This window comes from Rhizobium sp. Root1334 (assembly GCF_001426665.1).
In the GTDB taxonomy this organism is placed as follows: domain Bacteria; phylum Pseudomonadota; class Alphaproteobacteria; order Rhizobiales; family Rhizobiaceae; genus Pararhizobium.
Map to the genome: position 1 here is coordinate 1,118,177 of NZ_LMEY01000001.1, position 26,748 is coordinate 1,144,924.

General features: G+C 60.4%; 27 protein-coding genes and 1 pseudogene. 15 read left to right on the plus strand and 13 right to left on the minus strand.

The genetic code is table 11. The annotated features are described in order from the left end of the window. Positions 1-89: 89 nt before the first annotated feature. From ASD36_RS05380 to ASD36_RS05395, 4 genes are read right to left on the minus strand one after another with little or no spacing between them, the layout of a single operon-like run. Positions 90-2,393 (minus strand): ATP-binding protein, encoded by a 2,304-nt coding sequence (locus tag ASD36_RS05380; protein WP_060511958.1) that lies wholly within the window; start codon positions 2,391-2,393, stop codon positions 90-92. A 56-nt stretch (positions 2,394-2,449) separates the two neighbouring features. Continuing rightward, positions 2,450-2,941 (minus strand): signal peptidase II, encoded by a 492-nt coding sequence (lspA, locus tag ASD36_RS05385; protein ID WP_200954879.1) that lies wholly within the window; start codon positions 2,939-2,941, stop codon positions 2,450-2,452. Next, complete coding sequence (locus ASD36_RS05390; RefSeq protein ID WP_060500836.1) at positions 2,938-3,792, minus strand: RNA methyltransferase; 855 nt, start codon at positions 3,790-3,792, stop codon at positions 2,938-2,940. Before ASD36_RS05390 ends, lspA begins: the two co-directional genes overlap by 4 nt. Continuing rightward, entirely contained in the window at positions 3,789-4,949 is a 1,161-nt protein-coding gene (locus tag ASD36_RS05395; RefSeq protein ID WP_060500838.1) for a class I SAM-dependent rRNA methyltransferase, read from the minus strand. The genes ASD36_RS05390 and ASD36_RS05395 overlap by 4 nt, the downstream gene beginning before the upstream one ends. A 118-nt stretch (positions 4,950-5,067) precedes the next feature. Here ASD36_RS05395 and ASD36_RS05400 point away from each other — a divergent pair, with 118 nt between their 5' ends. Continuing rightward, complete coding sequence (locus ASD36_RS05400; RefSeq protein ID WP_060500840.1) at positions 5,068-5,526, plus strand: carbon monoxide dehydrogenase subunit G; 459 nt, start codon at positions 5,068-5,070, stop codon at positions 5,524-5,526. Positions 5,527-5,532: 6 nt separating this feature from the next. On the opposite strand, the gene ASD36_RS05405 is transcribed toward ASD36_RS05400, so the two are convergent. The 3 genes and pseudogenes from ASD36_RS05405 to sppA form a co-directional block, all read right to left on the minus strand. Next, positions 5,533-5,877: a DUF1049 domain-containing protein gene (locus tag ASD36_RS05405; RefSeq protein ID WP_060501398.1), complete on the minus strand. Its 345-nt coding sequence runs from the start codon at positions 5,875-5,877 to the stop codon at positions 5,533-5,535. Positions 5,878-5,934: 57 nt separating this feature from the next. Beyond that, positions 5,935-6,255: pseudogene (locus ASD36_RS05410) on the minus strand (integration host factor subunit beta); the annotation flags it as partial. Positions 6,256-6,372: 117 nt separating this feature from the next. Next, on the minus strand, positions 6,373-7,332 hold the full coding sequence (gene sppA / locus ASD36_RS05415; RefSeq protein WP_060500842.1) for a signal peptide peptidase SppA: 960 nt from the start codon (positions 7,330-7,332) through the stop codon (positions 6,373-6,375). Positions 7,333-7,558: 226 nt separating this feature from the next. Here sppA and lptC point away from each other — a divergent pair, with 226 nt between their 5' ends. The 6 genes from lptC to ptsN all read left to right on the plus strand — a co-directional run bounded on the left by lptC (position 7,559) and on the right by ptsN (position 12,923). Beyond that, a complete protein-coding gene (gene lptC, locus ASD36_RS05420; protein ID WP_060500844.1) occupies positions 7,559-8,227 on the plus strand; it encodes an LPS export ABC transporter periplasmic protein LptC in 669 nt (222 codons plus the stop codon). 15 nt (positions 8,228-8,242) lie between these two features. Then, complete coding sequence (locus ASD36_RS05425) at positions 8,243-8,803, plus strand: LptA/OstA family protein (protein ID WP_060500845.1); 561 nt, start codon at positions 8,243-8,245, stop codon at positions 8,801-8,803. Positions 8,804-8,816: 13 nt separating this feature from the next. Further along, positions 8,817-9,626, plus strand: a complete 810-nt coding sequence (gene lptB, locus ASD36_RS05430; protein ID WP_060500847.1) for an LPS export ABC transporter ATP-binding protein — start codon at positions 8,817-8,819, stop codon at positions 9,624-9,626. Positions 9,627-9,835: 209 nt separating this feature from the next. Next, positions 9,836-11,410, plus strand: a complete 1,575-nt coding sequence (rpoN, locus tag ASD36_RS05435) for an RNA polymerase factor sigma-54 (protein WP_060500849.1) — start codon at positions 9,836-9,838, stop codon at positions 11,408-11,410. A 295-nt stretch (positions 11,411-11,705) separates the two neighbouring features. Beyond that, the gene (gene raiA, locus ASD36_RS05440) at positions 11,706-12,281 is read left to right on the plus strand and encodes a ribosome-associated translation inhibitor RaiA (protein WP_060500852.1); all 576 of its coding nucleotides are present in this window, start codon (positions 11,706-11,708) and stop codon (positions 12,279-12,281) included. Between the two features lie 177 nt (positions 12,282-12,458). Then, the gene (gene ptsN, locus ASD36_RS05445; protein WP_060500853.1) at positions 12,459-12,923 is read left to right on the plus strand and encodes a PTS IIA-like nitrogen regulatory protein PtsN; all 465 of its coding nucleotides are present in this window, start codon (positions 12,459-12,461) and stop codon (positions 12,921-12,923) included. Positions 12,924-12,932: 9 nt separating this feature from the next. On the opposite strand, the gene ASD36_RS05450 is transcribed toward ptsN, so the two are convergent. Further along, the gene (locus tag ASD36_RS05450; RefSeq protein WP_244481793.1) at positions 12,933-13,739 is read right to left on the minus strand and encodes a helix-turn-helix transcriptional regulator; all 807 of its coding nucleotides are present in this window, start codon (positions 13,737-13,739) and stop codon (positions 12,933-12,935) included. 103 nt (positions 13,740-13,842) lie between these two features. On the opposite strand from ASD36_RS05450, the gene ASD36_RS05455 reads away from it, so the two are divergent. The 3 genes from ASD36_RS05455 to ASD36_RS05465 all read left to right on the plus strand — a co-directional run bounded on the left by ASD36_RS05455 (position 13,843) and on the right by ASD36_RS05465 (position 17,558). Then, entirely contained in the window at positions 13,843-14,610 is a 768-nt protein-coding gene (locus tag ASD36_RS05455; RefSeq protein WP_060500855.1) for an SDR family NAD(P)-dependent oxidoreductase, read from the plus strand. Positions 14,611-14,630: 20 nt separating this feature from the next. After that, on the plus strand, positions 14,631-15,869 hold the full coding sequence (locus tag ASD36_RS05460) for a D-arabinono-1,4-lactone oxidase (protein WP_200954880.1): 1,239 nt from the start codon (positions 14,631-14,633) through the stop codon (positions 15,867-15,869). A 135-nt stretch (positions 15,870-16,004) separates the two neighbouring features. Further along, the gene (locus tag ASD36_RS05465) at positions 16,005-17,558 is read left to right on the plus strand and encodes an acetolactate synthase large subunit (RefSeq protein WP_060500859.1); all 1,554 of its coding nucleotides are present in this window, start codon (positions 16,005-16,007) and stop codon (positions 17,556-17,558) included. 177 nt (positions 17,559-17,735) lie between these two features. Here the strand turns inward: ASD36_RS05465 and grpE are convergent, their stop codons facing one another. Together grpE and hrcA are read right to left on the minus strand one after the other, a co-directional pair. Continuing rightward, on the minus strand, positions 17,736-18,350 hold the full coding sequence (gene grpE / locus ASD36_RS05470) for a nucleotide exchange factor GrpE (protein ID WP_060500860.1): 615 nt from the start codon (positions 18,348-18,350) through the stop codon (positions 17,736-17,738). A gap of 115 nt (positions 18,351-18,465) precedes the next feature. Further along, positions 18,466-19,545: a heat-inducible transcriptional repressor HrcA gene (gene hrcA / locus ASD36_RS05475; protein WP_037104461.1), complete on the minus strand. Its 1,080-nt coding sequence runs from the start codon at positions 19,543-19,545 to the stop codon at positions 18,466-18,468. 188 nt (positions 19,546-19,733) lie between these two features. On the opposite strand from hrcA, the gene rph reads away from it, so the two are divergent. From rph to hemW, 4 genes are all read left to right on the plus strand, one after another. Then, on the plus strand, positions 19,734-20,453 hold the full coding sequence (gene rph, locus ASD36_RS05480; protein WP_060500862.1) for a ribonuclease PH: 720 nt from the start codon (positions 19,734-19,736) through the stop codon (positions 20,451-20,453). Positions 20,454-20,591: 138 nt separating this feature from the next. After that, positions 20,592-21,011 (plus strand): VOC family protein, encoded by a 420-nt coding sequence (locus tag ASD36_RS05485; protein ID WP_060500864.1) that lies wholly within the window; start codon positions 20,592-20,594, stop codon positions 21,009-21,011. A gap of 40 nt (positions 21,012-21,051) precedes the next feature. Continuing rightward, positions 21,052-21,696, plus strand: a complete 645-nt coding sequence (gene rdgB / locus ASD36_RS05490) for an RdgB/HAM1 family non-canonical purine NTP pyrophosphatase (protein ID WP_060500866.1) — start codon at positions 21,052-21,054, stop codon at positions 21,694-21,696. A gap of 314 nt (positions 21,697-22,010) precedes the next feature. Further along, a complete protein-coding gene (hemW, locus tag ASD36_RS05495; RefSeq protein ID WP_060500867.1) occupies positions 22,011-23,186 on the plus strand; it encodes a radical SAM family heme chaperone HemW in 1,176 nt (391 codons plus the stop codon). 3 nt (positions 23,187-23,189) lie between these two features. Here the strand turns inward: hemW and ASD36_RS05500 are convergent, their stop codons facing one another. Beyond that, positions 23,190-23,678 (minus strand): MarR family transcriptional regulator, encoded by a 489-nt coding sequence (locus ASD36_RS05500; RefSeq protein WP_060500868.1) that lies wholly within the window; start codon positions 23,676-23,678, stop codon positions 23,190-23,192. Positions 23,679-23,759: 81 nt separating this feature from the next. On the opposite strand from ASD36_RS05500, the gene ASD36_RS05505 reads away from it, so the two are divergent. Further along, complete coding sequence (locus tag ASD36_RS05505) at positions 23,760-24,662, plus strand: EamA family transporter (protein ID WP_060500869.1); 903 nt, start codon at positions 23,760-23,762, stop codon at positions 24,660-24,662. Here ASD36_RS05505 and ASD36_RS05510 read toward each other — a convergent pair. Further along, positions 24,652-25,434, minus strand: coding sequence for a pyrroline-5-carboxylate reductase dimerization domain-containing protein (locus ASD36_RS05510; protein WP_162246310.1), 783 nt, complete (start codon positions 25,432-25,434; stop codon positions 24,652-24,654). The genes ASD36_RS05505 and ASD36_RS05510 overlap by 11 nt on opposite strands. Further along, a complete protein-coding gene (locus ASD36_RS05515) occupies positions 25,431-26,678 on the minus strand; it encodes an aminopeptidase (RefSeq protein ID WP_060501402.1) in 1,248 nt (415 codons plus the stop codon). Before ASD36_RS05515 ends, ASD36_RS05510 begins: the two co-directional genes overlap by 4 nt. Positions 26,679-26,748: the final 70 nt, after the last annotated feature.

Here is a 26,748-nt window from a genome sequence, read left to right on the forward strand (position 1 = left end):
ACGTCATCCTAGTCGCTTTATCCTGCCCGGCTTAAACCATGTTTCTGCGACAGGATAGTGACATCGAAGGCCCAAGAAAACCGTCAAAGTCACGAAGCAAGCAGGCGATCGATTTCAGCGGTCAGCGCTTTCGGGTCCGCGGGTTTGGACAACACCGCGCTTGCTCCGGCAGCCATGAGTTTCTGGCGCGTATCGAGCTGCGTGTCGGAGGTCAGAATGATGACCGGGACGGGCGCGCTGCCGGACTGACGCTCGTGCTCACGCAGCCGCTCCAGCATCGACAGCCCATCGCCGCCGGGCATATTCAGGTCGCTGACGATCAGTTCCGGGGCAATACGGACAGCGGCTGGCGCATCAAACAACGTTAGGGCAAGCACGGCAAAATCATCGACGACGCGAACGGTATGGCCGGCTTTCTCCAGAACAGAACGCACCATGAGGGCATTGATCGGATCGTCCTCAGCCAAGAGCAGACCGCCTTCGGCCGGCCTGTCCCGCTGCGCGGGGACCTCGCGCAGCATCGGGCGGTTGTCGTTGAATGCGTCACGCACTTCCATTCCTTTCATGCGGCCTCGCAGCACCTCGACCAGAGATTTTTCCCGCAGCGGCCTGATCAGCCACGCATGATAACCATCCATCTGGTTGATCTGCCGGCCGTTGCGTTCTTCCGGATTGATCAGATAGGTCTTGCGCAGCTTCTGCTGTTCGAGGCTTGGCATCTGCGCCAAAAGCCGGCGAAACTGTGCGGCGTGGCGATGATCGACGATGATGTCGGTCAGTGGCATCCCCGTGGACAGCGCCCGCACGGCGGCGGCCTGCGCATCTTCTATCGTTTCGGCGCGTTCGCAGAAACCGCCGAGCGTCCGGATCGTCGCAAAGAGCGCGGCCGAGGCAGGGCCAGCCGGTGCCATGACCAGCACGCGGGACATTCCCAGCACGTCTTTTCTGGCGAGAGAGGCATTCGCGAGATCACACCCCAGGGCGGGGAAGCGGATTTCAAACGTGCTACCTGTCCCGGGAACGCTGGAGAGCGTCAGTGAACCGCCAAACTCCTCCATGATCCGCCGGGAGATAGCGAGACCGAGACCTGTGCCGCCGGCACGCTGGGATCTGGCCCCAGCTTGCTCGAATTCATCGAACACCCGAGCCTGTTCCCGCGCGTTCATGCCGGGCCCGGTATCATTAATACTGACGATAATCGTATCGCGCTCCCGCGCGGCGCTGACAAGCACACCGCCGGTATGGGTGAACTTGACCGCATTGCCAATGACGTTGAACAGAACCTGACGCAGCCGGGCCGCGTCGAAATCCATCAGGCCCGGCACGTCCGCGGCAATGGTGGCGCCGATCTCGATACCCTTTTCATGCGCACGGTGCGACAGCATCTCGACGACGCTTTCAATCGTTTCGCGCAACGGTTCCGGCGCCGGGCGCAATTGAAAGCGGCCAGCCTCGATCGAGGAAAAATCGAGCAGATCATCAACCAGTTGCACCAGCGCATGGCCTGACTGGCGCATGCCGGCGAGGTAATTCTTCTGCTCGCTCGTCAACCGCGTCTGGCTGATCAGATGGCTCATGCCGAGAATGCCCGACAGTGGCGTGCGGATTTCATGGCTGACGGTCGCCAGCAATCGTGACTTCGCCTGGCTCGCCTGTTCGGCGCGGCGGCGCGCCTCCTCGCTTTCGCGGGCGATACGGCTTTCCTCAGTGACATCCCGGGCGATGCTGTGAAGCATAAAGGCACCACTGGCTGGCTCGCGGGCGATCACGTCGTGCCAGTCGAATATTTTCGTCCCCGCATCCGTGACGATGCGAACCCGGTAGTGATTGGAGCCGGGGGCCGGTTCGAAGTCGATCCCGAGCGCCTCGCAGGTCCGTCCTTCGGGCTTCAACCAGCCTGTCAGGCGGCAAAATACCGAATTGGCCTGAACGATCTTGCCGCCCGGCTCGCGGATGATGGCGATATCGCCGAGGGCATCGTGAATGGTGGAGAGAAGCTGCGAGGTCTCGCTGCGCTCCCAGCGGCTATCGCTGGCTTTTTCGTCCCGGATGCGCCCCTTGGCTTCGGCGGGCCCGGCGACGGATCCGTACCAATCTTTCAGCAGCAGGGCCGCGCCAGTGACACCGGCAATAGCCAGACCAGCCGAAAGCAAATAGAACCCGGCATCAATGCCTGCGCCGAGAACAGCGGCCGAGCCGAGCAGCCCAACGCCGGCAAGGGCCGGTTTCAATCCCGGATAACGCTCCTTCGCTCCACCGGGACCTTCTTCCGGTTCCAGCGAATGCGGATCTTCGGCCAAGGGCGCATCAGATGCGCGCCTGTTGTTCAACGTCCGCTTCGGTGCGCTGAACTCAACAGTAATCCGTTTTCTCAGGTTTGGCAGGTCGCTCATGACGCTTGGCCTAGCATGGCAAGCGTTTTGATTGGCTTCAGCCGGTCTCTAAGATTTTAGCGATCCTGCTTTTTCATGTGCAGGATTTCGTCGAGAATGATCGAACCAGCGCCGATCGTAATGAAACTGTCGGCGAGGTTGAAGACGGCAAAAGACCATGTCGGCAGGTGAAACAGCACGTAGTCGATGACATAGCCGAAGATCAGGCCATCGATCACGTTGCCGATGGCTCCTGCGATGATCAGCGCATAGCCGAGATGCGTCAGGAAACGATCGGCCGGCGTCTTGCGCCAGAGCCAGATGACGAAGGCCACCACCACAATTCGAAGACCGATGATGGCCCAGCGCTCGACGCCTGAAAACAGCGAAAAGGCAACGCCGTAATTGTAGACGCGGTGGAGAGCCAGGAATGGCAGGACGGCAACACTTTCGCCATAGGGCAGCCAAAGTTCGACGGCGGCTTTGATCGCCTGATCAAGCAGGACGGCGACGACGATCAGGATTGCGACCGGCACCGGGCGCGAAAAAAGGGCAGTCTTTTGCATCAGGTTCTATCGTCCAGCGTCAGCAGATGGCGGCGCGCCTCAAACAGCATGATGCCGGTGGCGATGGCCAGGTTGAGCGAATCGGCCCGGCCTTGCTGCGGAATCCGGGCAAGCGCCGTCGCCTCCCTCGCAAGCTCCTCCGGTAAGCCAGCCTGTTCATTGCCCATCAGGATGACGACAGGCTTCTTGCGGTAGTCGATGGTGCGATAATCGACGGCACCGGCAAGATGAGTGGCGGCAAGCTGCACGCCGGCTGCCTTCTGCCACTTGATGAAGTCGCTGACATTGGCGCGCATCAGCGGCATCGCAAACACCGACCCCATGGTGGCGCGGACCGTTTCCAGCGAAAACGGATCCGTGGTCTCGCCGACGAGGATGACGCCGGAGGCACCTGCGGCATCAGCCGTGCGGATAATTGTGCCGAGATTGCCGGGATCGCGGACGCGGTCGAGCGCCACATAGGTTTCGCCTAGCACAGGCTTTACGTCACGCAGGTTGGCGTAGCGCTGTTCGAAGACGCCGACCACCATCTGCGGATTATCGCGCCGGGTGATGGCGGAGAGCACTTTCTCGCTGACTTCAAGAACGAGCCCGCCGGTGGCAACCGTCTTCAGCGCGACCTGCTCGACCTGCGCCTTGCCCTTGGCGGCTTTCGCGTAGACCAAGGTCTTAATGGTCCAGCCAAGGTCCAGCGCATCGATGACCAGCTTGAGACCTTCGGCGATGAAGGAACGGGTTTCGTCGCGCTCCTTCTTGTTGGCGAGTGCCTTGATGTCCTTGATGATCGGATTGGCAAGGCTGGTGACTTCCTTCACCTGGCCGACACGCCGGGGTCCCTGATTATAGTCGTTCATTTCGGCACCCAACGGGAAAAGAGAGAGGTGGACAGCGCACGGCCCGGCTCGTTGCCGTCAAGACCGCCTTCGCGCAGGATCAGTTCGCCCGATTCCACTGCACCGCCGCGGCCGCGCATCGTTTCACGCATCAGTTCGTGGATGGAATAGAAGCTTGCGCGGATCGAGTAGGCGGTCAGCACCAGGCCCTTGGCATCCGGCGACAGGATTTCGCGGCAGATATCCAGCATCAAGGCAAGATGATCGAAAAGCTGCCAGACCTCGCCATTGGGACCGCGGCCAAATTTCGGCGGATCGGTCAGGATGATGTCGTAGCGGCTGCCGCGGCGCTCCTCGCGCTGGATGAACTTCATCGCGTCTTCGCAGATCCAGCGGATCGGCAGATGGTCGTTGCGGCCAAGCGCCTGGTTTTCGCGCGCCCAGCCGATCGCCTTCTTCGAGGCATCGACATGGGTGACCTCGGCGCCTGCCTTCGCGGCGATCAGCGAGGCAACACCGGTATAGCCGAACAGGTTGAGAACCTTCAGCGGCCGGCCCGCCGTCTCGATCTGCTCCTTCATCCAGCTCCAGTGGGCCAGCTGTTCCGGAAAGACGCCGACATGGCGAAATGCGGTGAAGCGACCGTAGAACTCGGCGTCGAGAATCTGCATCGGCCAGGTTTCGCCAAGCGCCTGCCGCGGGAAGCGCCAGCGCCCCATGCCGTCTTCGTCGGTATCGCCGGTGAAAATCGAATCGGCATTGTCCCAGACATGCGCGGGCAGCGTCTTTGGCCACAGCGCCTGCGCTTCGGGGCGAACGATACGGTAAGGGCCATATTGTTCGAGCTTCAGGCCATCGCCGCTGTCGATCAGGTGATAATCGCGCGCCCCCTTGGTTTCAAGGATGATCGGGATACGCTCGTCCGGCTTGGTGCCGGTGCGGATACGCACCTCGGCACGCGGCGCTGGATCCGAAGCCGCCGATTTTGCCGCTGTTTTCTCCCCGAACGCCTTGGCAGGAGGCCGCACCTCACCGCTACGCATCGCCTGGGGTTTGGATTGCTGCGGCTTGGATTGCGATGACCGGCTGGCCGGTGCCTGCGCGGCACGGCCCTGCACGCCGCGCGACGACGTTGCCGGTGCGGTTTTGCCCTTTGGCCGTCTGTCTTTATCTTTCACGCCGTTTCGCCCGTCAGCTGCTAGTGTTCAAAGGCTGCAAATAGCACCGCTCTTTCTCTTGGCAAAGCTGTTTCCGATCTGCGATACATTTGGGCAGACATGATCAGGGAGGATCATCATGGAGATGCAGGGCGAAGAACGCATTGCTGCGCGCCGCGATATCGTTTGGGCGGCGTTGAACGATCCCGAGATTCTGAGGCAATGTATTCCCGGCTGCCAGTCGCTGGAGCTGACGTCGCCGACCGAACTCTCAGCCACAGTCAAGATCAAGATCGGCCCAGTTTCGGCTTCCTTTTCCGGCGATGTGGTGCTGTCCAACATCGACGCACCCGAAAGCTATACGATTTCCGGTGAGGGCAAAGGCGGCATTGCCGGTTTTGCCAAGGGCGGCGCGGATGTTGTTCTCAAGGAAGATGGCGACGAGACCATTTTAACCTACGAGGCCAAGGCCGAAATCGGCGGCAAGCTGGCACAACTCGGCTCGCGGCTGGTAGGCTCCAGTGCCAAGAAGCTTGCCCAGCAATTCTTCGCAGACTTCAATGCGGCCGTGACGGCGCAGGCTGCAGCAAACAGCTGAACGGAATTATTTGGAGGAGGCCGGAAGCAGCGTTTGTGCGGCAATGGTTTCGGCGCGCGCGCGGTGCTTGTCGGCTTCCGCATGCCATTTCACCGCTTCATGCGCCTCGTTGCGGGCCCGCTTGCGATATTTGCCCTGGGTAAACCACGTGGTCAGCGAGCCGACGATCATGCCGAAGATCACCGCGAGAAACAGGAACACGAAGAAGGGTGCCGAGGCCGACAGGACGCTGTCGGTGGGATTGAACGGATTGAGCGCCAGCGTCACCATCTGCCGGTTGGCGACGGACAGCACGATCAGGATGATCGCGACCGGAACCAGCACCACGATGTTCAACAGCTTCTTCATCATCATTCCACGTCTCCGTCATGTCGCCTGCCCGGCGCATTCAAGCACCGGGCGGACGTTTCATTCATCATCTTCGTCATCGGCGCCAGGATTAAGGCGCTCGCGCAATTCCTTGCCGGTCTTGAAGAAGGGAACCCATTTTTCCTCGACGAAGACGCTGTCGCCGGTGCGCGGATTGCGGCCGGATCGCGAAGGCCGGTTTTTCACCGAAAACGCGCCGAAGCCACGAAGTTCGACCCGGTTTCCGCCCGCCAGGGCATCTGTAATCTCATCAAGAACGGCATTGACGATATTTTCGACATCACGGTGATAGAGATGCGGGTTGCGCGCCGCAACAATCTGCACCAGTTCTGACTTGATCACTGTCGCCCCCTGTTGTGAATTTGTATGTGATCTTAAAGCGTTAAGCCCATCGGACGGCCTTGTCCACCTCTTGTGCGGAGTAGCATGCCGTTTTCAAGCCTCCAAAAACGGCATCCAAAAGGCCATCGCGTCTTTTCAGTCGCCGCCAACCTGCCAAACGGAAACCAGACCGTCAAGAAACAACTTGTCCCGGCCCAAACTTTCGAGCGCGCCGAAAGACGGAAAAGCGTCATATCCCAAGGATTTGGCAAGAGCTGTAGCGGCCGATCCGAGCCCGAACGGTAAGGATGAACTGGGCGCCTTCCATTCGATCACATCCAGCCCCTTGCTAACCTTGCGGCTATCGAGGAAGGCGCGGATCTCGTCATCACCGCCGAGCTCATCGACAAGCTTCAACTTCAGCGCCTGGCGGCCGGTGAAAATCCGACCGTCGGCAAGCTTGAGGGCCTCATCGCGCGGCATTTTCCGCCGGTCGGCAACCAGATCGACGAACCAGTTGAAACTGTCATCGATCATCGCCTGGATCACTGCCTTGGCATCGTCGCTGGGCGGGTGGAACGGCGACGGTTCCGCCTTCAGAGGCGCGGATTTGATTTCCTCCAGCGACACGCCGATCTTGTCCATCAGGTTTTTGAACTGCGGATACTGGAAGATCACACCGATCGAGCCGGTGATCGAGCTATCCCCTGCCACAATACGGTCGCCGGCAAGCGCGATCATATAGCCTGCGGAGGCAGCCAGCGTGCGTACATCGGAGACAACCGGCTTCTTGGCCGCAACCTTGCGGATGGCCTTGAACAGCACTTCGCCGCCATAAGTCGTCCCGCCCGGCGAGGAAATGGTGACGACCAGTGCCTTGACCGCATCGGTTTTGGCGATGGTGTTCAACCGCTCCAGCAGTTCGCGGTCATCCTGGATGATGCCGGAAATGGTAACGCGGGCAATATGTGGCTGACTGAGGCCACCCGCCCGGCCTGTGCCGGAATAAAAATAGGCGGCAACGCCTGCGCAAAGTACAAGAGCAATGGCCACAAGCCGCCAGAAACCGAGCTTCCGCCGCAGTTGGCGCCGGTCGGCGATGGCAAGCTGATCCATGGTCTTTCCTCCTGTTCAGGGGTATTGGGGACAAACGGCCCGGCGCGAGAAGCGCACGGTTTCATAGCGCCAGCGCGGCCGTGTTGTAACCCGGCTTGAACAAAATTCGCGCCTCACATTGTGGTGGAACAAAAAAATCTCCATATTCGCGCTCACTCACATCGCTTGACAGCCAAGGCAAATGCGCATTTGCGCCGCGATGTATTTTGAATAACGGGTCTATTTCATGCTGAATGACGTGCAATTTACCGGCGCCTTGCCGCATTCGGGGCCGATCCTGACCGACGCTTATACGGTCGCGGCGCGCCACTCGAGGCGGGTCAAGCGGCTGAAAGTCATACTGCCTCTGATCGCGGTGCTCATCGGTGCCATCTTCGTTGCCGTTTCCGTGGTGCGGGCTTTTCTGCCAGAAAACGTCACGATCGAGAACGCGACAATCGAAAATGGCAAGATCGTCATGCAGAACCCGGCGATTTCCGGGCGCAACAAGCAGGACATCAGCTATTCGATGAAGGCGACGCGGGCGCTGCAGGACATCGCCAATCCGGACATCATCACCCTTGAGACGATCCATGCCGAAATGCCCGTCAACGACACTTTGATTGCCACCGTCGAGGCGATCAGCGGTATTTATGACCGCGGACGCAACACGCTGGATATGAATGCCCCCTTCAGCATTACCATGAACAATGGGCTGATCGCCGATTTCGAAGCGGCCTATCTCGATATCAATGCCGGTGAGATGGAAACGAAGAAGCCGATCGCAATCACCATGAAGGGCGGTTCCATTGTTGCACAGTCGTTGAGAATGACGGATAAGGGACGCATTGTTACATTTGAAGGCATGGTAAAGGTCGTTGTCGATCCCGCAACCATCCGTAAAACCGCCAACTAGAAAACCGGGGCACATATGTCGGCCACTTCAGCCTTTTCCTTTCGGCTTGCCGGAACAGCCATTCTCTTAAGCCTTTTTGCCAGCGCCTCCATGTCTCCGGCCGCCGCCCAGGCGACCACGAGCAAGATGAAAGGCATGCAGCTTTCCAACAATGAGCCAATTCAGATCGAAAGCGACAAGCTTGAAATCAAGGATGCGGAAAGCAAGGCCATGTTCACCGGCAATGTGAAGGTCGTTCAGGGAACGACGACATTGCAGGCCGGTAAAATGGTGGTTTTCTACAAGAAGGGCGGCGGCTCGATTTCCGGCGGCAATGCCGAGATCGATCGCATTGAAGTCGATCAGAAGGTCTTCCTGCAATCGGGAACCCAACAGGCGACAGCCGACACCGGCGAATTCAACATGACGGCACAAACGCTGGTGCTGAAAGGCAAGCAGGTCGTTCTGTCGGAAGGCAAGAACGTTTTTAGCGGCTGCCAGCTGAACGTTCAGATGGACACCGGCGAGGCACAGCTCGAAGCCTGCGGCGGCCGCGTCCAGATTCAGCTCGACCCGAAGTCCCAGAAAACGAACTGATGCAGACGCCCACGTGAATATTCCCTTTCTTCACAAGCGCAAACGGGGCGCCAAACCTGAGGCTGCCCCGGCTGCCCGTGCCGTGGACAAGGCGCGCTATGAAGGCACGCTGATCGCGCGCGGCTTGACGAAGGCCTATCGCGGGCGGCGGGTCGTGGACGGCGTGTCGCTGGTCGTGCGCCGCGGCGAAGCCGTTGGCCTGCTCGGCCCCAACGGCGCCGGCAAGACCACCTGTTTTTACATGATCACCGGCCTTGTCCCTGTCGATGAAGGCTCGATCGAGATCAACGGCAACGATGTCACGTCGATGCCGATGTATCGCCGCGCCCGCCTTGGTGTCGGCTATCTGCCGCAGGAGGCCTCGATCTTTCGCGGCCTCACGGTCGAGGAGAACATCCGGGCCGTCCTTGAGGTTCATGACAAGAACAGCGAACGGCGCGAAAGCAAGCTGAATGAACTGCTCAGCGAGTTCAATATTTCCCACCTGCGCAAATCACCGGCCGTCGCGTTGTCCGGCGGCGAACGGCGCCGGCTGGAAATTGCCCGGGCGCTGGCGACAGACCCCACGTTCATGCTGCTCGACGAGCCTTTTGCCGGCGTCGATCCGATTTCCGTTGCCGACATCCAGGCGCTGGTGAGGCATCTGACGTCACGCGGCATCGGCGTGCTGATCACCGACCACAACGTCCGCGAAACACTGGGCCTGATCGACCGCGCCTACATCATCCATGCCGGCGAAGTGCTGACGCATGGACGGGCCAACGATATCGTCACCAACCCGGACGTCCGGCGTCTCTATCTCGGCGACAATTTCAGCCTCTGAGGCTCAAGCAGGAGGCGGCGGCAAGCCTGCCGCTTTCGGAAAAGAGCCTTTCAGCGCATCCGGGCAGCCTGCCTATTCACCTTATTTGCCGCTGCCGCTTGACCAAACCCCATTAATAAGCAATTTTTGGGCCAGTTGAAGAACCGGCAATTTCACCCCCTCGAAAGATGAGAGCCGGCTCCGGTCATCAAGCGGAGTTTTGCGTCAGAATGGCACTTTCGGCCAGCCTTTTCCTGCGTCAAAGCCAAACCCTGGCCATGACGCCGCAATTGATGCAGTCAATCCAGCTGCTGCAGATGACCCATTTCGAACTGAACCAGTTCATCGAGCTGGAAGTCGAGAAAAATCCCCTCCTGGAATTCGCGGCCAATGACGACGCGCCGGCCAGTCCAGACCGCCATGGCAAGGACGACCAGCATATCACCCAGGACGAGCGCAGCGATCGGGACAATGCCGAAAGCCCCGCATTCGATCCGATGGGTGACGTGTACGACAGCACGACGTCTGCGACCGGCGAACGGATGAGCGAACAGCTCGACGCCAATTTCGAAAATGTCTTTCCAGACGATACAGCGCCGCAGCGCGCCGATGCGCCAGAACTTCTCAGCCAGTGGAAATCCATGCCCGGCGGCGGTGAAGGCGAAAGCAGCGACGGCTACGACCTCGACGATTTCGTTGCCAATCGCGTCACGCTGCGCGATTTCCTCAACGAGCAGGTTCCCTTCAGCGTGCATGGCGCAGCCGACCTGCTGATTGCCCAGCACCTGATCGACCAGCTCGACGAAGCCGGCTACCTGCATGCGGATATCACCGAGACGGCGGAACGGCTCGGGTGCGCGGCGGCGGATGTAGCGCGGGTGCTCGACAGCCTGCAGCAACTCGACCCGCCGGGCGTCTTTGCCCGCTCCCTCAGCGAATGCCTGGCGATCCAGCTCAAGGCACGCAACCGGCTCGATCCGGCGATGGCCGCCTTGCTCGACAATCTGGAACTGCTCGCCCGGCGCGACTTTGCCAGCCTGAAGCGGATCTGTGGCGTCGACGAGGAGGATCTCATCGACATGCTTGCCGAAATCCGCAAGCTCGACCCCAAGCCCGGCACCGGCTTCGAGGCAAGCCCTTCGGAAGCGATCATGCCGGATATCGTCGTGCGCCCGGCGCAGGACGGCAGCTGGGCGGTGGAACTCAATCCCGACACGCTGCCGCGCGTTCTCGTCAACCAGACCTACTACGCAACGGTTTCCCGTCATGCCCCGAAGAACAGCGCGGACCATGCCTTCTTGACGGAGTGCCTACAAACGGCCAATTGGCTGACCCGCAGCCTTGACCAGCGCGCCAAGACGATCATGAAAGTGGCGACGGAGATCGTGCGCCAGCAGGACGCCTTCCTGGTTAACGGCGTCGATCATCTGAGGCCGCTGAACCTCAAGACGGTCGCCGATGCGATCAAGATGCATGAATCGACCGTCAGCCGCGTTACGTCGAACAAATACATGCTGACGCCACGCGGACTGTTCGAGCTGAAATACTTCTTCACCGTCTCGATCGGATCGGCGGAAGGCGGCGACGGCCACTCGGCAGAATCCGTGCGGCACCGCATCCGTAACATGATCGTGCTGGAAAGCCCGGACGCTGTTCTTTCGGATGACGATATCGTCGATCTCTTGAAAAAAGGGGGCGTCGATATCGCCCGCAGGACTGTGGCGAAATACCGCGAAGCGATGAACATCGCCTCCTCCGTTCAGCGCCGAAGAGAGAAAAAGGCACTCGCGAAGGTCTCCGCCTGACTGTTTGGAGCGCTTGACCACAACCGCATAAATTACACATACTTATCCCCGATATCCCGGCTTTTCACGGGCTTTCGGCCTCAAATTATGGTTTCCTTAACTGTTTCGTTGACTCCAGAAGCAACCGGTAGTATGAGGCCGCCGCAATGGGCACGGGCATAGAGCCTGCCTCAAGTATACCCCTCCAAATCCTGGCCGTTCTGACGCAATTTTTTTTTGCGTGCGTGAAATGCTTGGATGACGGATGCGGTTGGAATAGACTGGCTACGCAAATCACGAAAAGAGAGGAAACTCCATGAGTGTGCGTGTATCCGGTAAACACATGGAAATCGGCGAAACGTTTCGTCTTCGGATCGAAGACCAGATCGAACAAGCTGTAACCAAATATTTTGACGGAGGGTATTCAAGCCAAGTCACTGTGGAAAAGTCTGGATCGCGTTTCAGCGCCGATTGCAAGATACACCTCGATTCTGGTGCTGCCTTGCAGGCGAGCGGCGAAGCAAACGACCCGCAAGCGGCATTTGACGCAGCGTCGGAGCGGATTGCCAAGCGCATCCGCCGGTACAAGCGCAAGCTCAAGGACCACCACAATGGCAATGGCCATGCTGGATTTGCCGAAGTAGCCTACACCGTAATGGATTCAGTGCCCGACGAAGACGATGAGCTTCCGGACAATTATGCACCGACGATCGTTGCGGAGAGTTCAAAACAACTGAAGACGATGTCTGTCGCAAACGCCGTGATGGCGCTCGACATGACAGATGATCCCGTTCTGATGTTCCGTAGTCCTGGTAATGAACAGTTGAATATCGTCTATCGACGCAACGATGGAAACATTGGCTGGATCGACGCAGCCAATATAAAGAGCTAAGTAGATATCGTCCGGGGCCGGTCAGCCGGTTCCGGACGGTCTGCTTTTTTCTGGTGGTTTACGCATGGAAGACCGTTGACGGTCCGCCGGTAAAGCGCCGAGAGAAAGATGGATGGGAGCCGCCGTCCGGCATTTTGCCGGGCGATGCGGTTTCTACCTGCGAACGAGGACAAAAGAATGGCATTGGCAGGCTTGCTGCAGCAGAATGCGATACTTCCGGCCATGAAGGCCAATTCGAAGAAGCAGTTGCTTCAGGAATTGGCGGCAAAAGCATCCAAGATCACGGATTTGCCCGAACGGGAAATCTTCGACGTTATCCTTCAGCGCGAACGACTGGGCTCGACCGGTGTCGGCAATGGCATTGCCATCCCGCATGGCAAGCTTGGCCATCTGACATCGATCGTCGGTATTTTTGCGCGCCTGGAATCGCCGGTCGATTTCGAAGCGCTGGACGACCAGCCGGTCGATCTGGTCTTTCTGCTGCTCGCGCCGGAAGGCGCCGGCGCCGATCATTTGAAAGCCTTGTCACGGATTGCGCGCGTGCTGCGCGACCCGGAAATGGTTGCCCGGCTGCGCGCGACGGATTCCGCATCGGCTATCTACGCCTTCCTCAGCGACGATCAGGCCTCCAACGCGGCCTGATCCGATCCCTCAATACAGGTTATGCTGATTGAGATGGTCGATGAAAATGCGAAACAGCTCCGCCTGGCTGGAAATGGCCAGGCGCTTGTAGATGTTCTTGCGGTGAATGCGCACCGTCCCTTCCGAAATGCCGATGCTTTCACCGATCGATGCGTTGCTGTGTCCGCGCAGGATAAGCCGCACGATGTTGCGCTGCTGCAGCGTCAACCGGTCGGCGCAAAGCCGGCCAAAAGCTTCCTCCATCAGATCATCCTGACCGGCCTGCGGAAATGCGCGGATTGTCTCGCGCTTCCAGCTTGACCGGATTGCCGCCTGTACGATCGGCTCGTAGGCGCGCAGGTTCTCCAGTTCGCTGTCGCTGAATCCCGAATGGCCCTTCACCCGCATCAGCGAATAGGTGGCCGTGAAACCGCCATCCAGCGGTACCAGAAATCCGATTTCCTCGACCAGCGATCCTTCCTCCGTCGATACACACGGATGAACCTCCCGCGAAGTGCTGAACTGCGTGTCGAAAAACTCATCCGGCGCCAGATCCCGCATCCGCCATAGGCCGGCCGGGTGACTGTTGTTGCAGGCGACATAAAACGGATCGAGCAGATAGGCGCCGCCGAGATAGGCTGCCCAGGCCTTGGGTGCAACATGCCGGGTATAACCGTCATGCAGCAGGAGCGGACGGGCATCGTAGGGAAAGACGAAGACGCCGGACAAATCGAAACCGGCGACCTGTCGCAGCATGGCATCGAGCGCGTCGCCGAATCCCGGCGTCGAGAGACCATCAATCAACGCGGCAATCTGGCGGGATTCGTCGGGCAGCAAAGCGGACTTTCCTTCGTCAAGCGATCTATCCCCTATGGGATATCGACAGCCCCCATTGCGTCAACAATAATCCTTGAAAAGCAAGAGCACGAGGAGAACGGCAATGGCAGGCAGACTTTCAGGAAAGACCGCACTGATCAGCGGAGGCGCTGGAGGATGCGGCCTTGCGGCCTCCCAGCTTTTTGCCCGCGAGGGCGCACGCGTCGGCATCGTTGACCTGCCGCGCAGCAAGGGCGAAGAGGTTGCTGCCCAAATCCGCGCCGAGGGTGGACAGGCCGTCTTCGCACCGGCGGATGTTTCCGTCTCCTCAGAGGTCAAGGCAGCTGTCAAAGCAGTAGAGGATGCGCTTGGATCGATTACCGTTCTCTTCAATCATGCCGGCATTCTCGCCGTCGGACCTTTCCTGGAAACGGAAGAGGATGAGTGGGACCGGCTGATGGCGGTCAACGTGCGCTCGATGTTCCTGATGACCAAGGCCGTGCTGCCCGGCATGCTGGCGGCCGGTGGCGGCAGCATCGTCTCGACCTCCTCGATCTCGGCCGTTGCCGCGACGCCGATGGAGGTGCTTTACGACACGACCAAGGGGGCCTGCCACATGTTCGCCCGGGCGATTGCGGTGGAATTCCGCGACCGCGGTATCCGCTCAAACGCTGTCTGCCCCGGCTTCATCGCCACCGACCACGGCAAGCGCGAGCTGGTCGGCCTTGCCAAATACGGCGTCGATGTTTCCGATGCGGCGATTGCCGCCCAACAGGGCCGGATGTGTGATCCGATGGAGGTGGCGCAAGCCGCGCTGTTCCTGGCGAGTGATGAGTCGAGCTTCGTCAACGGCACGCATCTGTTTGTCGACAACTGCTTCACAGCGGTCTGAACAATCAAGGGGAGAATGGGATCATGATGGAAGCAGGCGGCCACTGGCGCAACTGGGTGGGAAATCAATCGTGCATCGTCCGGCACCGGGGCGCGCCCGACAGCGAGGCGGCTCTGGCCGAAATGGTCCGGGAGGCAACCTCGAACGGTTTGAACGTTCGCTGTGCCGGTTCGGGCCATTCGTTCACGCCGGTGGCACTGACGAGCGGGCTACACCTGACGCTCTCTGGCCTGCAGGGCATCAGCCATATCGACACGGCGCGCAAGCGCGTCTCCGTCTATGCCGGCACGACGATCAACACGCTCGGCAAGGCGTTGAAGCGCAACGGCCTGTCGATGATCAACCAGGGCGACATCGACAGCCAGGCACTGGCAGGCGCCTTGACTACAGGAACCCACGGCACCGGCATCAAGCTTGGCAACATGGCCTCGCAGATCGTCGGCATGCGGCTGGTACAGCCGGATGGCAGCATCCTTTCGATCGACGACAGCGAACCGGACATGCTGAACGCCGTCCGCGTTTCCATCGGCATGCTCGGCGTCATCTCCGAAATCACCCTGCAGGTGATGGACAGCTACAATCTGCATGAAAAACTGTGGCGTTGCACCTTTGACGAATGCATGGAGCAACACGACGATCTCGCCGCCAACCACCGGCATTTCGGCTTCTTCTGGTGCCCGGTGCCGGAAAGCCGCCATTGCTACTGCCTGCCGGACACATCTTCTGTCTCGACCACCACGAGCCTTTCTGACGTCTGCGAGATGAAGACCATCGACATCACCGATCAGCCGCCGATGGAGAGCGCGTTCGAGAAAGTCGCCTATTCCTCGGAAATCTATCCGATCGAATATGTGCCGAACTTCCACGAACTCGAATACGCAGTGCCGGTCAAATACGGCAAGCAGGCCTGCACCGAAGTGCGCAAGCTGATGCTGGAGAAACACCCGACCTGCATCTACCCGATCGAATACCGCTTCACCGCCGGCGATGGCGGCTGGATCAGCCCGTTCTTCGAACAGGATTCGATCACGCTCTCGGTCTCGGGCCAGCCGGGCACGGACTACTGGAACTATCTGAAGGATGTCGACGATATCCTGCGCCAGTTCGGCTCGCGCCCGCATTGGGGCAAGCTGCATTTTCTGGGGAGCGAGGACGTGACGGCGCTCTATCCACGCGCAGGGGATTTCCGGGCGCTGCGCAACAAGCTCGATCCGGAAGGGCGGTTCCTGAATGATCACTTGAAACAGTTGTTTGGGTAATATTATGCAGTCTGGCCGTCGCGACAGATAATGCACTGCCACGCAAATTGTTGGGAGACGGTGAGCGTGGTAGAGACATCAAGCGCTCATCGTTCGTGAGCGATCTCGCGGAAATGGGCGGATGGGAGGCTGACCATGAACGGTGCTGATATTCTGTGCGATGTGCTTTTGGCCAATGACGTCAACGTCTGCTTCGCCAACCCGGGCACGTCGGAAATGCATTTTGTCGCGGCTCTCGATCGCCGGCCGGACATGCGTTGCGTGCTGGGGCTTTTCGAGGGCGTGGTGACAGGCGCTGCCGATGGTTACGCGCGGATGACCGGCCGCCCGGCCGCGACGCTGCTTCATACGGGGCCGGGATTGGCAAACGGGCTCGCCAACCTGCACAATGCCAGGCGCGCCCGCGTTCCGATGATCAATGTCGTCGGCGACCATGCCTCCTACCATCTTCCGCTCGACGCGCCGCTGACAACGGACATCGAGAGCCTGGCTGCGCCGATGTCCGACTGGGTACGGCGGATCGAAGGGCCGGACGACGTTGCCGCGGCAACGAAAGCGGCGATCCAGGCCTCGATGTCGCCTCCGGGCATCGCGACCCTGATTCTGCCTGGCGACGCGGCATGGGGTGAGGCAAAGCCACCTGCATCGGCAGTGATCAATCGTCCCCAGCCTTCCGCTACCAAGGATGAGGCAATCCGCAGTGCAGCGGAAGCGATCCGCAAAGCTCGCGGCCGGAGTGCATTGCTTGTCAGGGGATTGGCAGCACAGGCTGGCGCCCTGGAGATCGCCGGGCAAATTTCCGCAGCGCTCGATGTGCGCCTGTTCGGCGAACCGCAGGTCGCGCATATGCAGCGCGGTGCCGGCCGTGTGGCACCAACCCGCATCCCCTACCCCATCGACGCGGCATTGGAGATGCTCGCGGATATTGACGTTCTTATCCTTGTCGGAGCATCGGAGCCGGTTGCTTTCTTCGCGTATCCGGGCAAGCCCGGTCGGCTCGTTCACAAAGGCTGCCAAGTCATGACCTTGGCAGATCATGGCGCGGACCTGAAGGCGGCACTGGAGGGGCTTCGGGATGAACTGGGGATCAAAAGCTCCCAGGCCGTACTGCTGGCAAAGACAATCCCGGATGAAGGGCGGCCGAGCGGAGCACTGTCGGAAGACGCAGTCGCCGTGATCGTGGCGCAAAAACTCCCGGACAATGCCATCGTTTGCGATGAAGCCATCACCTCCGCGCGAAGGTTCTTTGCTTTATCCGAACGGTCGGCTCCCCATGACTTCATGATGAACACGGGGGGCGCCATCGGCATCGGCATCCCCCTGTCGATCGGCGCCGCGATCGCCTGCCCTGACCGGAAGGTCCTGAACCTGCAAGCTGACGGAAGCGGGATGTATACCGTTCAGGGCCTGTGGACCCAGGCCCGGGAAAATCTCGACATCATCACGATCGTCTTTGCCAATCGCACCTACGCGGTGCTGCATGGGGAAATGCGCAATGTCGGCGTTCAGACGATCGGCGAAAACGCCCGGAAAATGCTCGATCTCGACAAGCCGACGCTGGACTGGGTGTCAATGGCAAAGGGAATGGGCGTTGAGGCTGCGCGTGCCAGTACCTGCGAGGCATTTATCTCTCTCCTCGACCATGCACTGTCGCGTGGCGGCCCCTTCTTGATAGAAGCCGTCATCTGACGGGTAACCGTAACGACCCCGAGAGCCCCGTATCAAACCGGTACGACCGGGCTTTACCTCCCCCTTGAGAGGGAGGCAGCAGCGAAGCTGCGGGTGGGGGTGAATGTCAGGGGCGCACAAAGATCACCCCACCCCGGCACTGCGTGCCGACCCTCCCCCTCAAAGGGAGGGTAGAAATCAAGCCGCCGGTGTTTCGTCCGTTGCAGGTGCCTTCGGGCCGCCCTTGGAGACGCCAACCATGGCGGGGCGCAGGACGCGCTCGCCGATCGTGTACCCGGCCTGAACGACCTGGACGACGGTATTGTTCGGTACTTCCGGATTCGGAACTTCGAACATCGCCTGATGGAAGTTCGGGTCGAACTTCTGGCCGACCGGCTCAAGTTTCTGGACGCCGTGACGCTCAAGCGCCGACAGCATGGCGCGCTCGGTCATTTCCACACCCTCGATCAGCGAGTTGAGACCGACATCGCCGGCATCGCGGGCTTCGGCCGGGATGGCGTCCAGCGCACGGCGGAGGTTATCCGAGACGCCGAGCATGTCGCGGGCAAAGCCAGCGACGGAGTAGGACTTGGCGTCCTTGACGTCGCGCGCGGTGCGGCGACGCAGGTTGTCCATTTCGGCGGCAAGGCGCAGATAGCGGTCGCGCATGTCCGCGGCTTCTGCCCTGGCAAGCTCCAACGGATCCGGCTCGGAAACGGCTGCATCGACCTGCTCATCGGCGGCTTCGGCATAGGCTGCAGCGGCTTCGTCCGCGTTCACTTCAGCACCATGTTTGTTCATATCGTCGGTCATGACGGTCTCCGGAATGTCAGTATGTCTAGGATTTGGTGTCGATATCGAGCTTTGAGGCCGAAAAATCAAGGGTGCAATCGAAAGCTGCCGGAAAAACCGGCCGCTTCACGGCTGGTTACCGCGACAAACGCGACATCAATTGCGCAGTATAGTCCACCATCGGCACGATGCGCGAATAATTCAGCCGGGTTGGGCCGATGACGCCGACGGCGCCGACGATCTTGTCGTCGCTATCCTTGTAGGGGGCGACGATCAGCGACGAACCGGAGAGCGAGAACAGCTTGTTTTCCGACCCGATGAAGATCCGCACCCCCGGCCCGCTTTCGGCCAGGTTGAGGATTTCGATCAGGCTGTCCTTCTTTTCCAGATCGTCAAACAGCATGCGCAGCCGGTCGACATCCTCGGCACCAGCGAGGCCTTCCAGAAGATTGGCACGGCCGCGCACGATCAGTTGCGTCGGCTTGTCGTCCGCCTCGCTGCCCGACCAGATGGCAAGGCCGCGCTCGACCAGGTCCTGACTCAACGTATCTAGTTCGCGCCGGACGGTTTCCTTGACCTTTTCCAGCTGGCCGCGAACCTCTGGCAACGTCTGTCCGGCCAGATGGGCGTTGAGGAAATTTGCGGCTTCCGTCAGTTGCGAGCTGGTGACGCCGGCCGGAAGCTCGATGATCCTGTTTTCCACCTGGTCGTGTTCGCCGACAAGCACGGCGAGCGCCTTGGTCGGCGCCAGCCGCACGAACTCGACATGCCGCAGCACCGGGTCGTTCTTGGCGGTGATCACTAGCCCAGCCCCGCGCGACATGCCCGACAGCATCTGGCTCGCTTCGGTGAGCAGCGTTTCGACAGGCTGGTCACGATCGGCGCGGCGCACGTGCCGGTCGATCGAGGCTCGGTCTTCCGGCGAGAGATCCCCCACCTGCATGAAGGCATCGACGAAGAAGCGCAGGCCGTTCTGTGTCGGCAGCCGCCCGGCGCTGATATGCGGAGAATAGATCAGGCCGAGGTCTTCGAGGTCGCTCATCACATTGCGAACAGAGGCCGGCGACAGCGACATCGGCAGGATGCGTGACAGGCTGCGCGATCCGAGCGGCTCGCCGCTTTCCAGATAGCTTTCCACGATGCGGCGGAAGATTTCGCCCGACCGCTCATCAAGCGCCGAAAGCCTTTCCCGCATTGCAGATTTATCCAGCACCATTCGAACGCAAAAACCCATCCTGTTGAAGTCAATTGAAATATAGTGATCCCGGCCCGGATAGCAAAAGGGAAATTGGCTGGAAAGCCCGCCGTACAGCGCCTTTTGCCGCTCTCCACTCTTTTAGAGCAAATGATTTCCCTTCCTTCCAAGTTAGGTTAGAAGGCTGACAAACATCACAGGAGTTCATGATGCGGCCTTCCGGCAGAAAAACCGACCAGATGCGCAAGGTTACCTTCGAGCGCAATGTTTCCAAGCATGCAGAAGGTTCCTGCCTGGTGAAGTTCGGCGACACGCATGTGCTGGTCACGGCGAGCCTGGAAGAAAAGACGCCGCCGTGGCTGCGCAACAGCGGCAAGGGCTGGGTCACGGCGGAATACGGCATGCTGCCACGCGCCACCGGCGAGCGGATGAAGCGCGAGGCGGCTTCTGGCAAGCAAAGCGGCCGCACTCAGGAAATCCAGCGCCTCATCGGCCGGTCGCTGCGCGCCGTGGTTGACCTGCAGGCACTGGGCGAGCGCCAGATCTCAATCGACTGCGACGTCATCCAGGCCGATGGCGGCACACGCACCGCCTCGATCACCGGCGCCTGGATTGCGCTGCGCGATTGCCTCGCCTGGATGGAAGCCCGCAACATGATCAAGGTGGAAAAGGTCCTGAAGGACCATATCGCCGCGATCTCCTGCGGTATCTTCGCCAATCAGCCGGTCATCGATCTCGACTATCTGGAGGACTCGGCGGCTGAAACCGACGCCAATTTCGTCATCACCGGCTCCGGCGGCATTGTCGAGATCCAGGGCACTGCGGAAGGCAAGCCGTTCTCGGAAGAGGAATTCGGCACATTGCTCGGCCTCGCCAAGAACGGCATTGCCGAACTGGTTGGTCTGCAGAAGCAGGCTATCGGGGGCTGAGGACGCCTATGCGATCACTGCCCCTCATCCACACTATCGGGCACCTTCTCCCCGTCGTGACGGGGAGAAGGACCAGTCGGCAATCTCTGTCGTCCCCTCTCTCCGCGTGCTGGGAGAGGGCCAGGGTGAGGGCAACGCATGGATAAGCTGAAATTCGAAGGTATTCTGGAGACGGCGCTCTATGTTGACGATCTCGATGCGGCGGAGGCGTTTTACGGCTCCGTTCTCGGCCTTGAGAAAATCAGCCGCGGCGGCAACCGGCATATCTTCTTTCGCTGCGGCCCCGGCGTTTTGCTGATCTTCAATCCAGCCGAGACGATCAAGCCTCCGCCGGCAGACGGCCTGCAGGTTCCGCCGCACGGGACACATGGAAACGGGCATATGTGCTTGCGGGTCGCGAAAGGCCAGCTCGCGGCCTGGGAAGACAAACTGAAGGCTGCGGGCGTCGCGATCGAGACCGATGTCCATTGGCCATCCGGCTCCCGGTCCTTCTATTTCCGCGACCCGGCTGGAAACAGCCTGGAATGCGCCGAAGCCGGCCTCTGGGCTATCGACTGAAACGAATGGGCGGACTGTCCGCCGGATGAGAAAGACGCAGATGCGCAAGCTTGAAGACAAGACCCTGATCGTTGCCAGCCACAATGCCGGCAAGATCCGTGAAATCCGCGACCTGATCGGCCCGATGGGCTTTGAGGCCAAGTCGGCGGCCGATCTGAATTTCATCGAGCCGGACGAGACCGGCACGACCTTCGAGGAAAACGCCACGATCAAGGCGCTGGCCTCGGCAAAAGCCTCCGGCATGCCGGCGCTCTCGGACGATTCCGGCCTTGTCGTCGATGCACTGAACGGCGATCCCGGCGTCTACACCGCCAATTGGGCCGAAACCGCTGACGGCACGCGCGATTTCGCCATGGCGATGCACAAGGTCGAAACTGCCATCCAGGAAGCCGGTGCCACCGCCTTCGACAAGCGCACTGGCCGCTTCGTCTCGGTGCTCTGCCTTGCCTGGCCGGACGGCCATGTGGAGCTGTTCCGCGGCGAAGTGGAAGGCCACATCGTCTGGCCACCGCGCGGCACACAGGGATTTGGCTATGACCCGGTCTTTCAACCGCTCGGCTACGACACCACATTCGGCGAAATGAGCGCCGAGGAAAAGCACGGCTGGAAGCCGGGTGATGCCGAGGCGCTGTCGCACCGCGCGCGGGCATTCAAGTTTTTTGCCGAGACATGCCTGAGTGCTTGAAAACGTGAGCGCGAAACCTCTTCTCCCCAGCGGGGAGAAGTGCCGAACGTGGTGAGGCGATGAGGGGGCTTCGGCGCAGCCGGAGCCAGACCAAGGTGCCTTCGGCCCCCTCATCCGGCCTTCGGCCACCTTCTCCCCGCTGGGGAGAAGGGAACGCCGACAGGCGGGGTAACCCGGCTCCGATTTCAGACATAGAGATAAAAGACCAAACGGTATAAGAGACGGGATAGCGTTTAGCGTTTCCGGTCTCTAAATATGCGGACAACACGACCTTAACGACGCAGCGCACAAGCGCCTGAAAGACCCAGAACAGAATGGCCACTTTTTCTTCCATCGGTGACAACAAGGAGCCCGGTTTCGGGGTCTATGTGCATTGGCCCTTCTGTGCCGCTAAATGTCCCTATTGCGATTTCAACAGCCATGTCCGGCATCAGCCAGTCGACCAGCCGCGCTTTGTCAGCGCATTTCTGACCGAAATGGCGGCGATGCGGCATATGTCCGGGCCGCGCACCGTCACCAGCATCTTCATGGGTGGCGGCACGCCATCGCTGATGAACCCATCAACGGTGGAGGCCATTCTCGATGGTATCGCCAATCTCTGGCATGTGCCGGATGGTATCGAGATCACCATGGAAGCCAATCCGTCCAGCGTCGAAGCCACTCGCTTTCGCGGCTACCGCGCAGCCGGGGTCAACCGCGTTTCGCTCGGTGTCCAGGCGCTCAACGACCGGGACCTCAAATTTCTCGGGCGTCTGCACAACGTCGAGGATGCGCTGAAGGCCATCGGCCTGGCGCGGGATATTTTCCCGCGCATGTCGTTCGATCTGATCTATGCCCGCCCGAAACAGACGGTCGAGGAGTGGGAACAGGAACTGAAGCAGGCGGTTTCCTATGCGGTCGACCACCTGTCGCTCTACCAGCTGACGATCGAAGAAGGCACGCCCTTCTACGGGCTGCACAAGGCAGGCAAGCTGATCGTGCCGGACGGCGAGCATTCCGCCGTGCTGTACGAGGCGACACAGGAAATCACCGAAGGTTTCGGCATGCCGGCCTATGAGGTATCCAACCATGCCGCTCCCGGGGCAGAAAGCCGTCATAATCTTACCTACTGGCGCTATGGCGACTATGCCGGCATTGGCCCGGGCGCCCATGGACGCCTGACGCGTGGCCGCAACAAGATTGCCACCGCGACCGAGCGCAAGCCGGAAGACTGGCTGCAACTGGTCGAGGAGCATGGCCACGGCATGATCGATCAGGAAGTGCTGGGTTATGAAGAACAGGCCGACGAGCTGCTGCTGATGGGCCTGCGGCTGAAGGAAGGCATCGATCTCGTGCGCTGGCAGGACCTGTCCGGCCGCGAGCCGGATCCCGACCGCGAACAGTTTCTGATCGAACACGGCTTCATCGAGCGGCTCGGCAATTCCCGCCTGCGCTGCACCCCGGCCGGCATGCTGATCCTCGACGCCGTGGTTGCCGATCTCGCCTGTTGAGTTTTACTCGAAAGCAGCCAGATATTTTTTGGCAATCGCATCCAGCGCTTTCCGCTCTTCAGGCTCCAGCAGCGCCGTCAACCGGTGCTGGTTGGCGACGTGGGCGGTAACAGTGCGTTCGACCAGTTCGAGCCCCGGCTGTGTCAGGGCGATCAGCACGCTGCGGCGATCCTCTGGATTGGTCAGCCGCTCAACCAGACCTGCCTTTTCCAGCTGATCGATCCGGTTGGTCATCGTTCCCGACGTGATCATTGTCGTGCCCAGCAGGTCGCCGGGCGACAGTTGGTAGGGCTTGCCGGAGCGCCGCAGGGCCGCCAGCACGTCGAAGCTCGCCGATGACAGCCCGAATTCCGAAAATGTCCTATCGACCTCGCGGCCAAGATAGGTGGATAGCCGCGCCAGCCTGCCGAGCAGGCCCATCGGCTCGACATCGAGGTCCGGGCGCTCCCTGCGCCACTGCACGAGAATTCTATCGACGTGATCTTCATCCATGGTTTTTGGTACGCAGGATTCATCTTGACGTCAAGATAATCGATGTTATTCTCAATTTATCTTGAAATCGAGATACTTTAAATGAAGATAAAATCCTCCTCCCTCGCTGATATCGCCTTGACGGCGATTGCGCCCGCCATCTGGGGCAGCACCTATGTGGTCACCACCGAATTTTTGCCGCATGGCTATCCCCTGACAGTCGCCATGCTGCGCGCGCTTCCCGCAGGCCTGATCCTGCTTCTCATCGTCCGGCAATTGCCGCAGGGCATCTGGTGGGCGCGCAGCTTCATCCTCGGCGCTCTCAATTTCTCGTTCTTCTGGGCCATGCTGTTTGTCTCGGCCTATCGCCTGCCCGGCGGCGTCGCGGCAACCGTCGGCGCCATCCAGCCGCTGATCGTCGTCATGCTGGCGCGGATGCTGATCGGAACGCCGGTGAGGACAATGGCAATCGCCGCCGGGATCGTCGGCATAGCCGGTGTCGGCCTGCTGGTGCTGACACCCGGCGCAACGCTCGATCCGATCGGCATCATCGCCGGGCTGGCCGGGGCGGTCTCCATGGCGTTTGGCACGGTGCTGTCACGGCATTGGGCGCCGCCGGTATCCAGCCTTACCTTTACCGCGTGGCAGTTGACCGCCGGTGGCCTCTTGCTGGTACCGGTCGCCCTGTTATTCGAGCCGGCCCTGCCAATGCCGACCATGGCCAATATTCTTGGCATGGCATGGCTGGGACTGATCGGAGCGGCCTTCACCTATCTCCTGTGGTTTCGCGGCCTGTCCAAGCTTGAGCCCGCAGCCGTCGCCTCACTCGGCTTCCTCAGCCCGTTGGTGGCCACGCTGCTTGGCTGGAGTGTGCTTGGCCAGAACCTGACGCCGCTGCAGATTGTTGGCATGGTTACGGTTCTGGTCAGCGTGTGGCTTGGACAACGGGCGCAGATGGCACCGCGTCCTGCAGCCCCGCTCGCAGCAAAAACGGTCAGCCCTTAGCCGCCTTCTCCGTCGCCGCGGCCAACCCCTTGGAGATTGGCCCGGTGATATCCGCCAACAGCATTGCCGTCAGCCCGGCGGCGGTGGTTCCGCCATAGTCCGTAAAGATCCGGACTGTATCGGCCGGTGTTTCCGAAGCCCCGGCCAGCCATGTCCCGGCACCCAGAAAAAGCTGGCGGACAGCGATGTCGGCCACATCCGGCGCCACCCCGTTTTTAATCGCATCCCGGATCATCACATCGGCAAAAGCGGCAATGAAGGCCGGACCAGAACCGGTCAGCGCGGTGAAATAATCCAGCTCGCTTTCCGTGGACACCCTCACTGCCCTTCCGGAGCAGGCAAAGAAGCCGTCGGCGAAATCAGCGTCCGCTGCCGTGATGCCGGGGGTTGAAAACCAGGGCGTGAAGGACAGGCCCTGTTCGGCGCAGGCGTTCGGCATGGCGCGGATGATGTGCTCGCTTTTGAACCGTGCTGTGAGCGCCGCCGCGGGCAAACGCGCCATGACCGAGATGATCAGTTTACCGGACAGATCAAGATCGAGCGCTCCGACATCTTCCGGCCGCACCGAAAGAATGATGATATCAGACCGGGCCGCCAGCTCGGCATTATCGGTGGTAAACCGAACATCCGGCCAAGCTTCGAACCCTGCCCTATTGCCGCTGCGCGACGATAGAACCAGATCGGCGGCAGCGACGAACCCTTTGGCCAGCGCGGGGCGAAGCAAAGCCCCGCCCAGCCAGCCGGTCCCGCCGATGACGCCGAGCGTGGTCAAGCCCATTCGCCCTTGCGCATGACCGGAACCTTGGCCCCGTCAGCGCGAACGCCGTCGATATCGACCTCACCGGAGCCGATCATCCAGTCGATATGAATCAAGCTGGAATTGCCGCCCTGTGCGGCGATCTGTTCCTGGCTGAGCGAAGCACCGTCGAGGAAGCATTTCGAATAGCACTGACCGAGCGCGATGTGGCAGGAGGCATTTTCATCGAACAGCGTGTTATAAAACAGGACGCCGCTGGCCGAGATCGGCGAGGAATGCGGCACCAGCGCCACTTCCCCGAGACGGCGGGCGCCTTCATCCGTATCCAGCACCTTGTTCAGTACCTCCTCGCCCTTCGACGCCTTGGCCTCAACGATCCGGCCGCCTTCGAAGCGGACCTGGATATTGTCGATCAGCGTGCCCTGATGCGACAGCGGCTTGGTGCTCGACACATGGCCTTCGACGCGCAGTGCATGCGGCGTGGTGAAGACTTCCTCGGTCGGAATGTTCGGGTTGCAGGTAATGCCGTTCTTCGCCGTCGAAGCGCCGCCGTGCCATTCGTGACCATCGGCCAACCCGACCGTCAGGTCCGTGCCGGGGCTGGTGAAATGCAGGGCGGAAAAACGCTCGCCGTTCAGCCATTTGGAACGCTTGGCGAGGTTGGCATTGTGCTCTGCCCAGGCGGCAATCGGATCTGCAACATCGACGCGGGAGGCGGCAAAAATCGCGTTTGCGAGCTTTTCGACGGCGACCTGTTCGATGTCATCCGGGAACATCTGCTTGGCCCAAGCGGGGTTGGGATAGGAAACGATGTTCCAGTTGATGTCGAAATTGGAGATCTTTTCGAGGGCCGGCTTGTAGGCCATCGACATCGCCTTGTTGGCGCGTGCCACCTTGGCCGGGTCCTGTGCGGCCAGCATCATCGGATTGTCACCGGAAATGGCAAGACGCGCGGTGTTGCTGCTGAAAGCCTTGGCCATGCCGTCGTAGAGCCAGCCGCTGGCCTTGTCGAAACTCTCGTCAGGGGCATGGGCGTAACGGGCAAGCGTCGTTTCCTCGTCGGAATAGAACGTCGTCACCAGCCCTGCCCCGGCGATATAGGCATGCTTGGTGATCAGCCGCACTAGCGGCAGGGCGGCGATCGGCGCGGTGATCAACAGATCCTGTCCGCGCTCAAGCCGGAGCCCGACCTTGATGGCGACTTCGGCCAGCTTGTCCAGTTTGACGGGATCGACGGCTTGGTGGGCGGGAGAGGTCATCGCATATTCCTGCTGGCTGGTTTTCCGAACCACTGGTTTAGAGCGGTTCGGATCAAAACAGAAGGCCTTT

Excerpts from the sequence above, each read along its gene's own strand:
- ASD36_RS05380 (WP_060511958.1), bottom strand. The coding sequence starts at position 2,393 with ATGAGCGACCTGCCAAACCTGAGAAAACGGATTACTGTTGAGTTCAGC.
- ASD36_RS05390 (WP_060500836.1), bottom strand. The coding sequence starts at position 3,792 with ATGAACGACTATAATCAGGGACCCCGGCGTGTCGGCCAGGTGAAGGAA.
- ASD36_RS05400 (WP_060500840.1), top strand. The coding sequence starts at position 5,068 with ATGGAGATGCAGGGCGAAGAACGCATTGCTGCGCGCCGCGATATCGTT.
- ASD36_RS05405 (WP_060501398.1), bottom strand. The coding sequence starts at position 5,877 with ATGATGAAGAAGCTGTTGAACATCGTGGTGCTGGTTCCGGTCGCGATC.
- sppA (WP_060500842.1), bottom strand. The coding sequence starts at position 7,332 with ATGGATCAGCTTGCCATCGCCGACCGGCGCCAACTGCGGCGGAAGCTC.
- lptC (WP_060500844.1), top strand. The coding sequence starts at position 7,559 with ATGCTGAATGACGTGCAATTTACCGGCGCCTTGCCGCATTCGGGGCCG.
- ASD36_RS05425 (WP_060500845.1), top strand. The coding sequence starts at position 8,243 with ATGTCGGCCACTTCAGCCTTTTCCTTTCGGCTTGCCGGAACAGCCATT.
- rpoN (WP_060500849.1), top strand. The coding sequence starts at position 9,836 with ATGGCACTTTCGGCCAGCCTTTTCCTGCGTCAAAGCCAAACCCTGGCC.
- raiA (WP_060500852.1), top strand. The coding sequence starts at position 11,706 with ATGAGTGTGCGTGTATCCGGTAAACACATGGAAATCGGCGAAACGTTT.
- ptsN (WP_060500853.1), top strand. The coding sequence starts at position 12,459 with ATGGCATTGGCAGGCTTGCTGCAGCAGAATGCGATACTTCCGGCCATG.
- ASD36_RS05455 (WP_060500855.1), top strand. The coding sequence starts at position 13,843 with ATGGCAGGCAGACTTTCAGGAAAGACCGCACTGATCAGCGGAGGCGCT.
- ASD36_RS05465 (WP_060500859.1), top strand. The coding sequence starts at position 16,005 with ATGAACGGTGCTGATATTCTGTGCGATGTGCTTTTGGCCAATGACGTC.
- grpE (WP_060500860.1), bottom strand. The coding sequence starts at position 18,350 with ATGACCGACGATATGAACAAACATGGTGCTGAAGTGAACGCGGACGAA.
- hrcA (WP_037104461.1), bottom strand. The coding sequence starts at position 19,545 with ATGGTGCTGGATAAATCTGCAATGCGGGAAAGGCTTTCGGCGCTTGAT.
- rph (WP_060500862.1), top strand. The coding sequence starts at position 19,734 with ATGCGGCCTTCCGGCAGAAAAACCGACCAGATGCGCAAGGTTACCTTC.
- ASD36_RS05485 (WP_060500864.1), top strand. The coding sequence starts at position 20,592 with ATGGATAAGCTGAAATTCGAAGGTATTCTGGAGACGGCGCTCTATGTT.
- rdgB (WP_060500866.1), top strand. The coding sequence starts at position 21,052 with ATGCGCAAGCTTGAAGACAAGACCCTGATCGTTGCCAGCCACAATGCC.
- hemW (WP_060500867.1), top strand. The coding sequence starts at position 22,011 with ATGGCCACTTTTTCTTCCATCGGTGACAACAAGGAGCCCGGTTTCGGG.
- ASD36_RS05500 (WP_060500868.1), bottom strand. The coding sequence starts at position 23,678 with ATGGATGAAGATCACGTCGATAGAATTCTCGTGCAGTGGCGCAGGGAG.
- ASD36_RS05505 (WP_060500869.1), top strand. The coding sequence starts at position 23,760 with ATGAAGATAAAATCCTCCTCCCTCGCTGATATCGCCTTGACGGCGATT.
- ASD36_RS05515 (WP_060501402.1), bottom strand. The coding sequence starts at position 26,678 with ATGACCTCTCCCGCCCACCAAGCCGTCGATCCCGTCAAACTGGACAAG.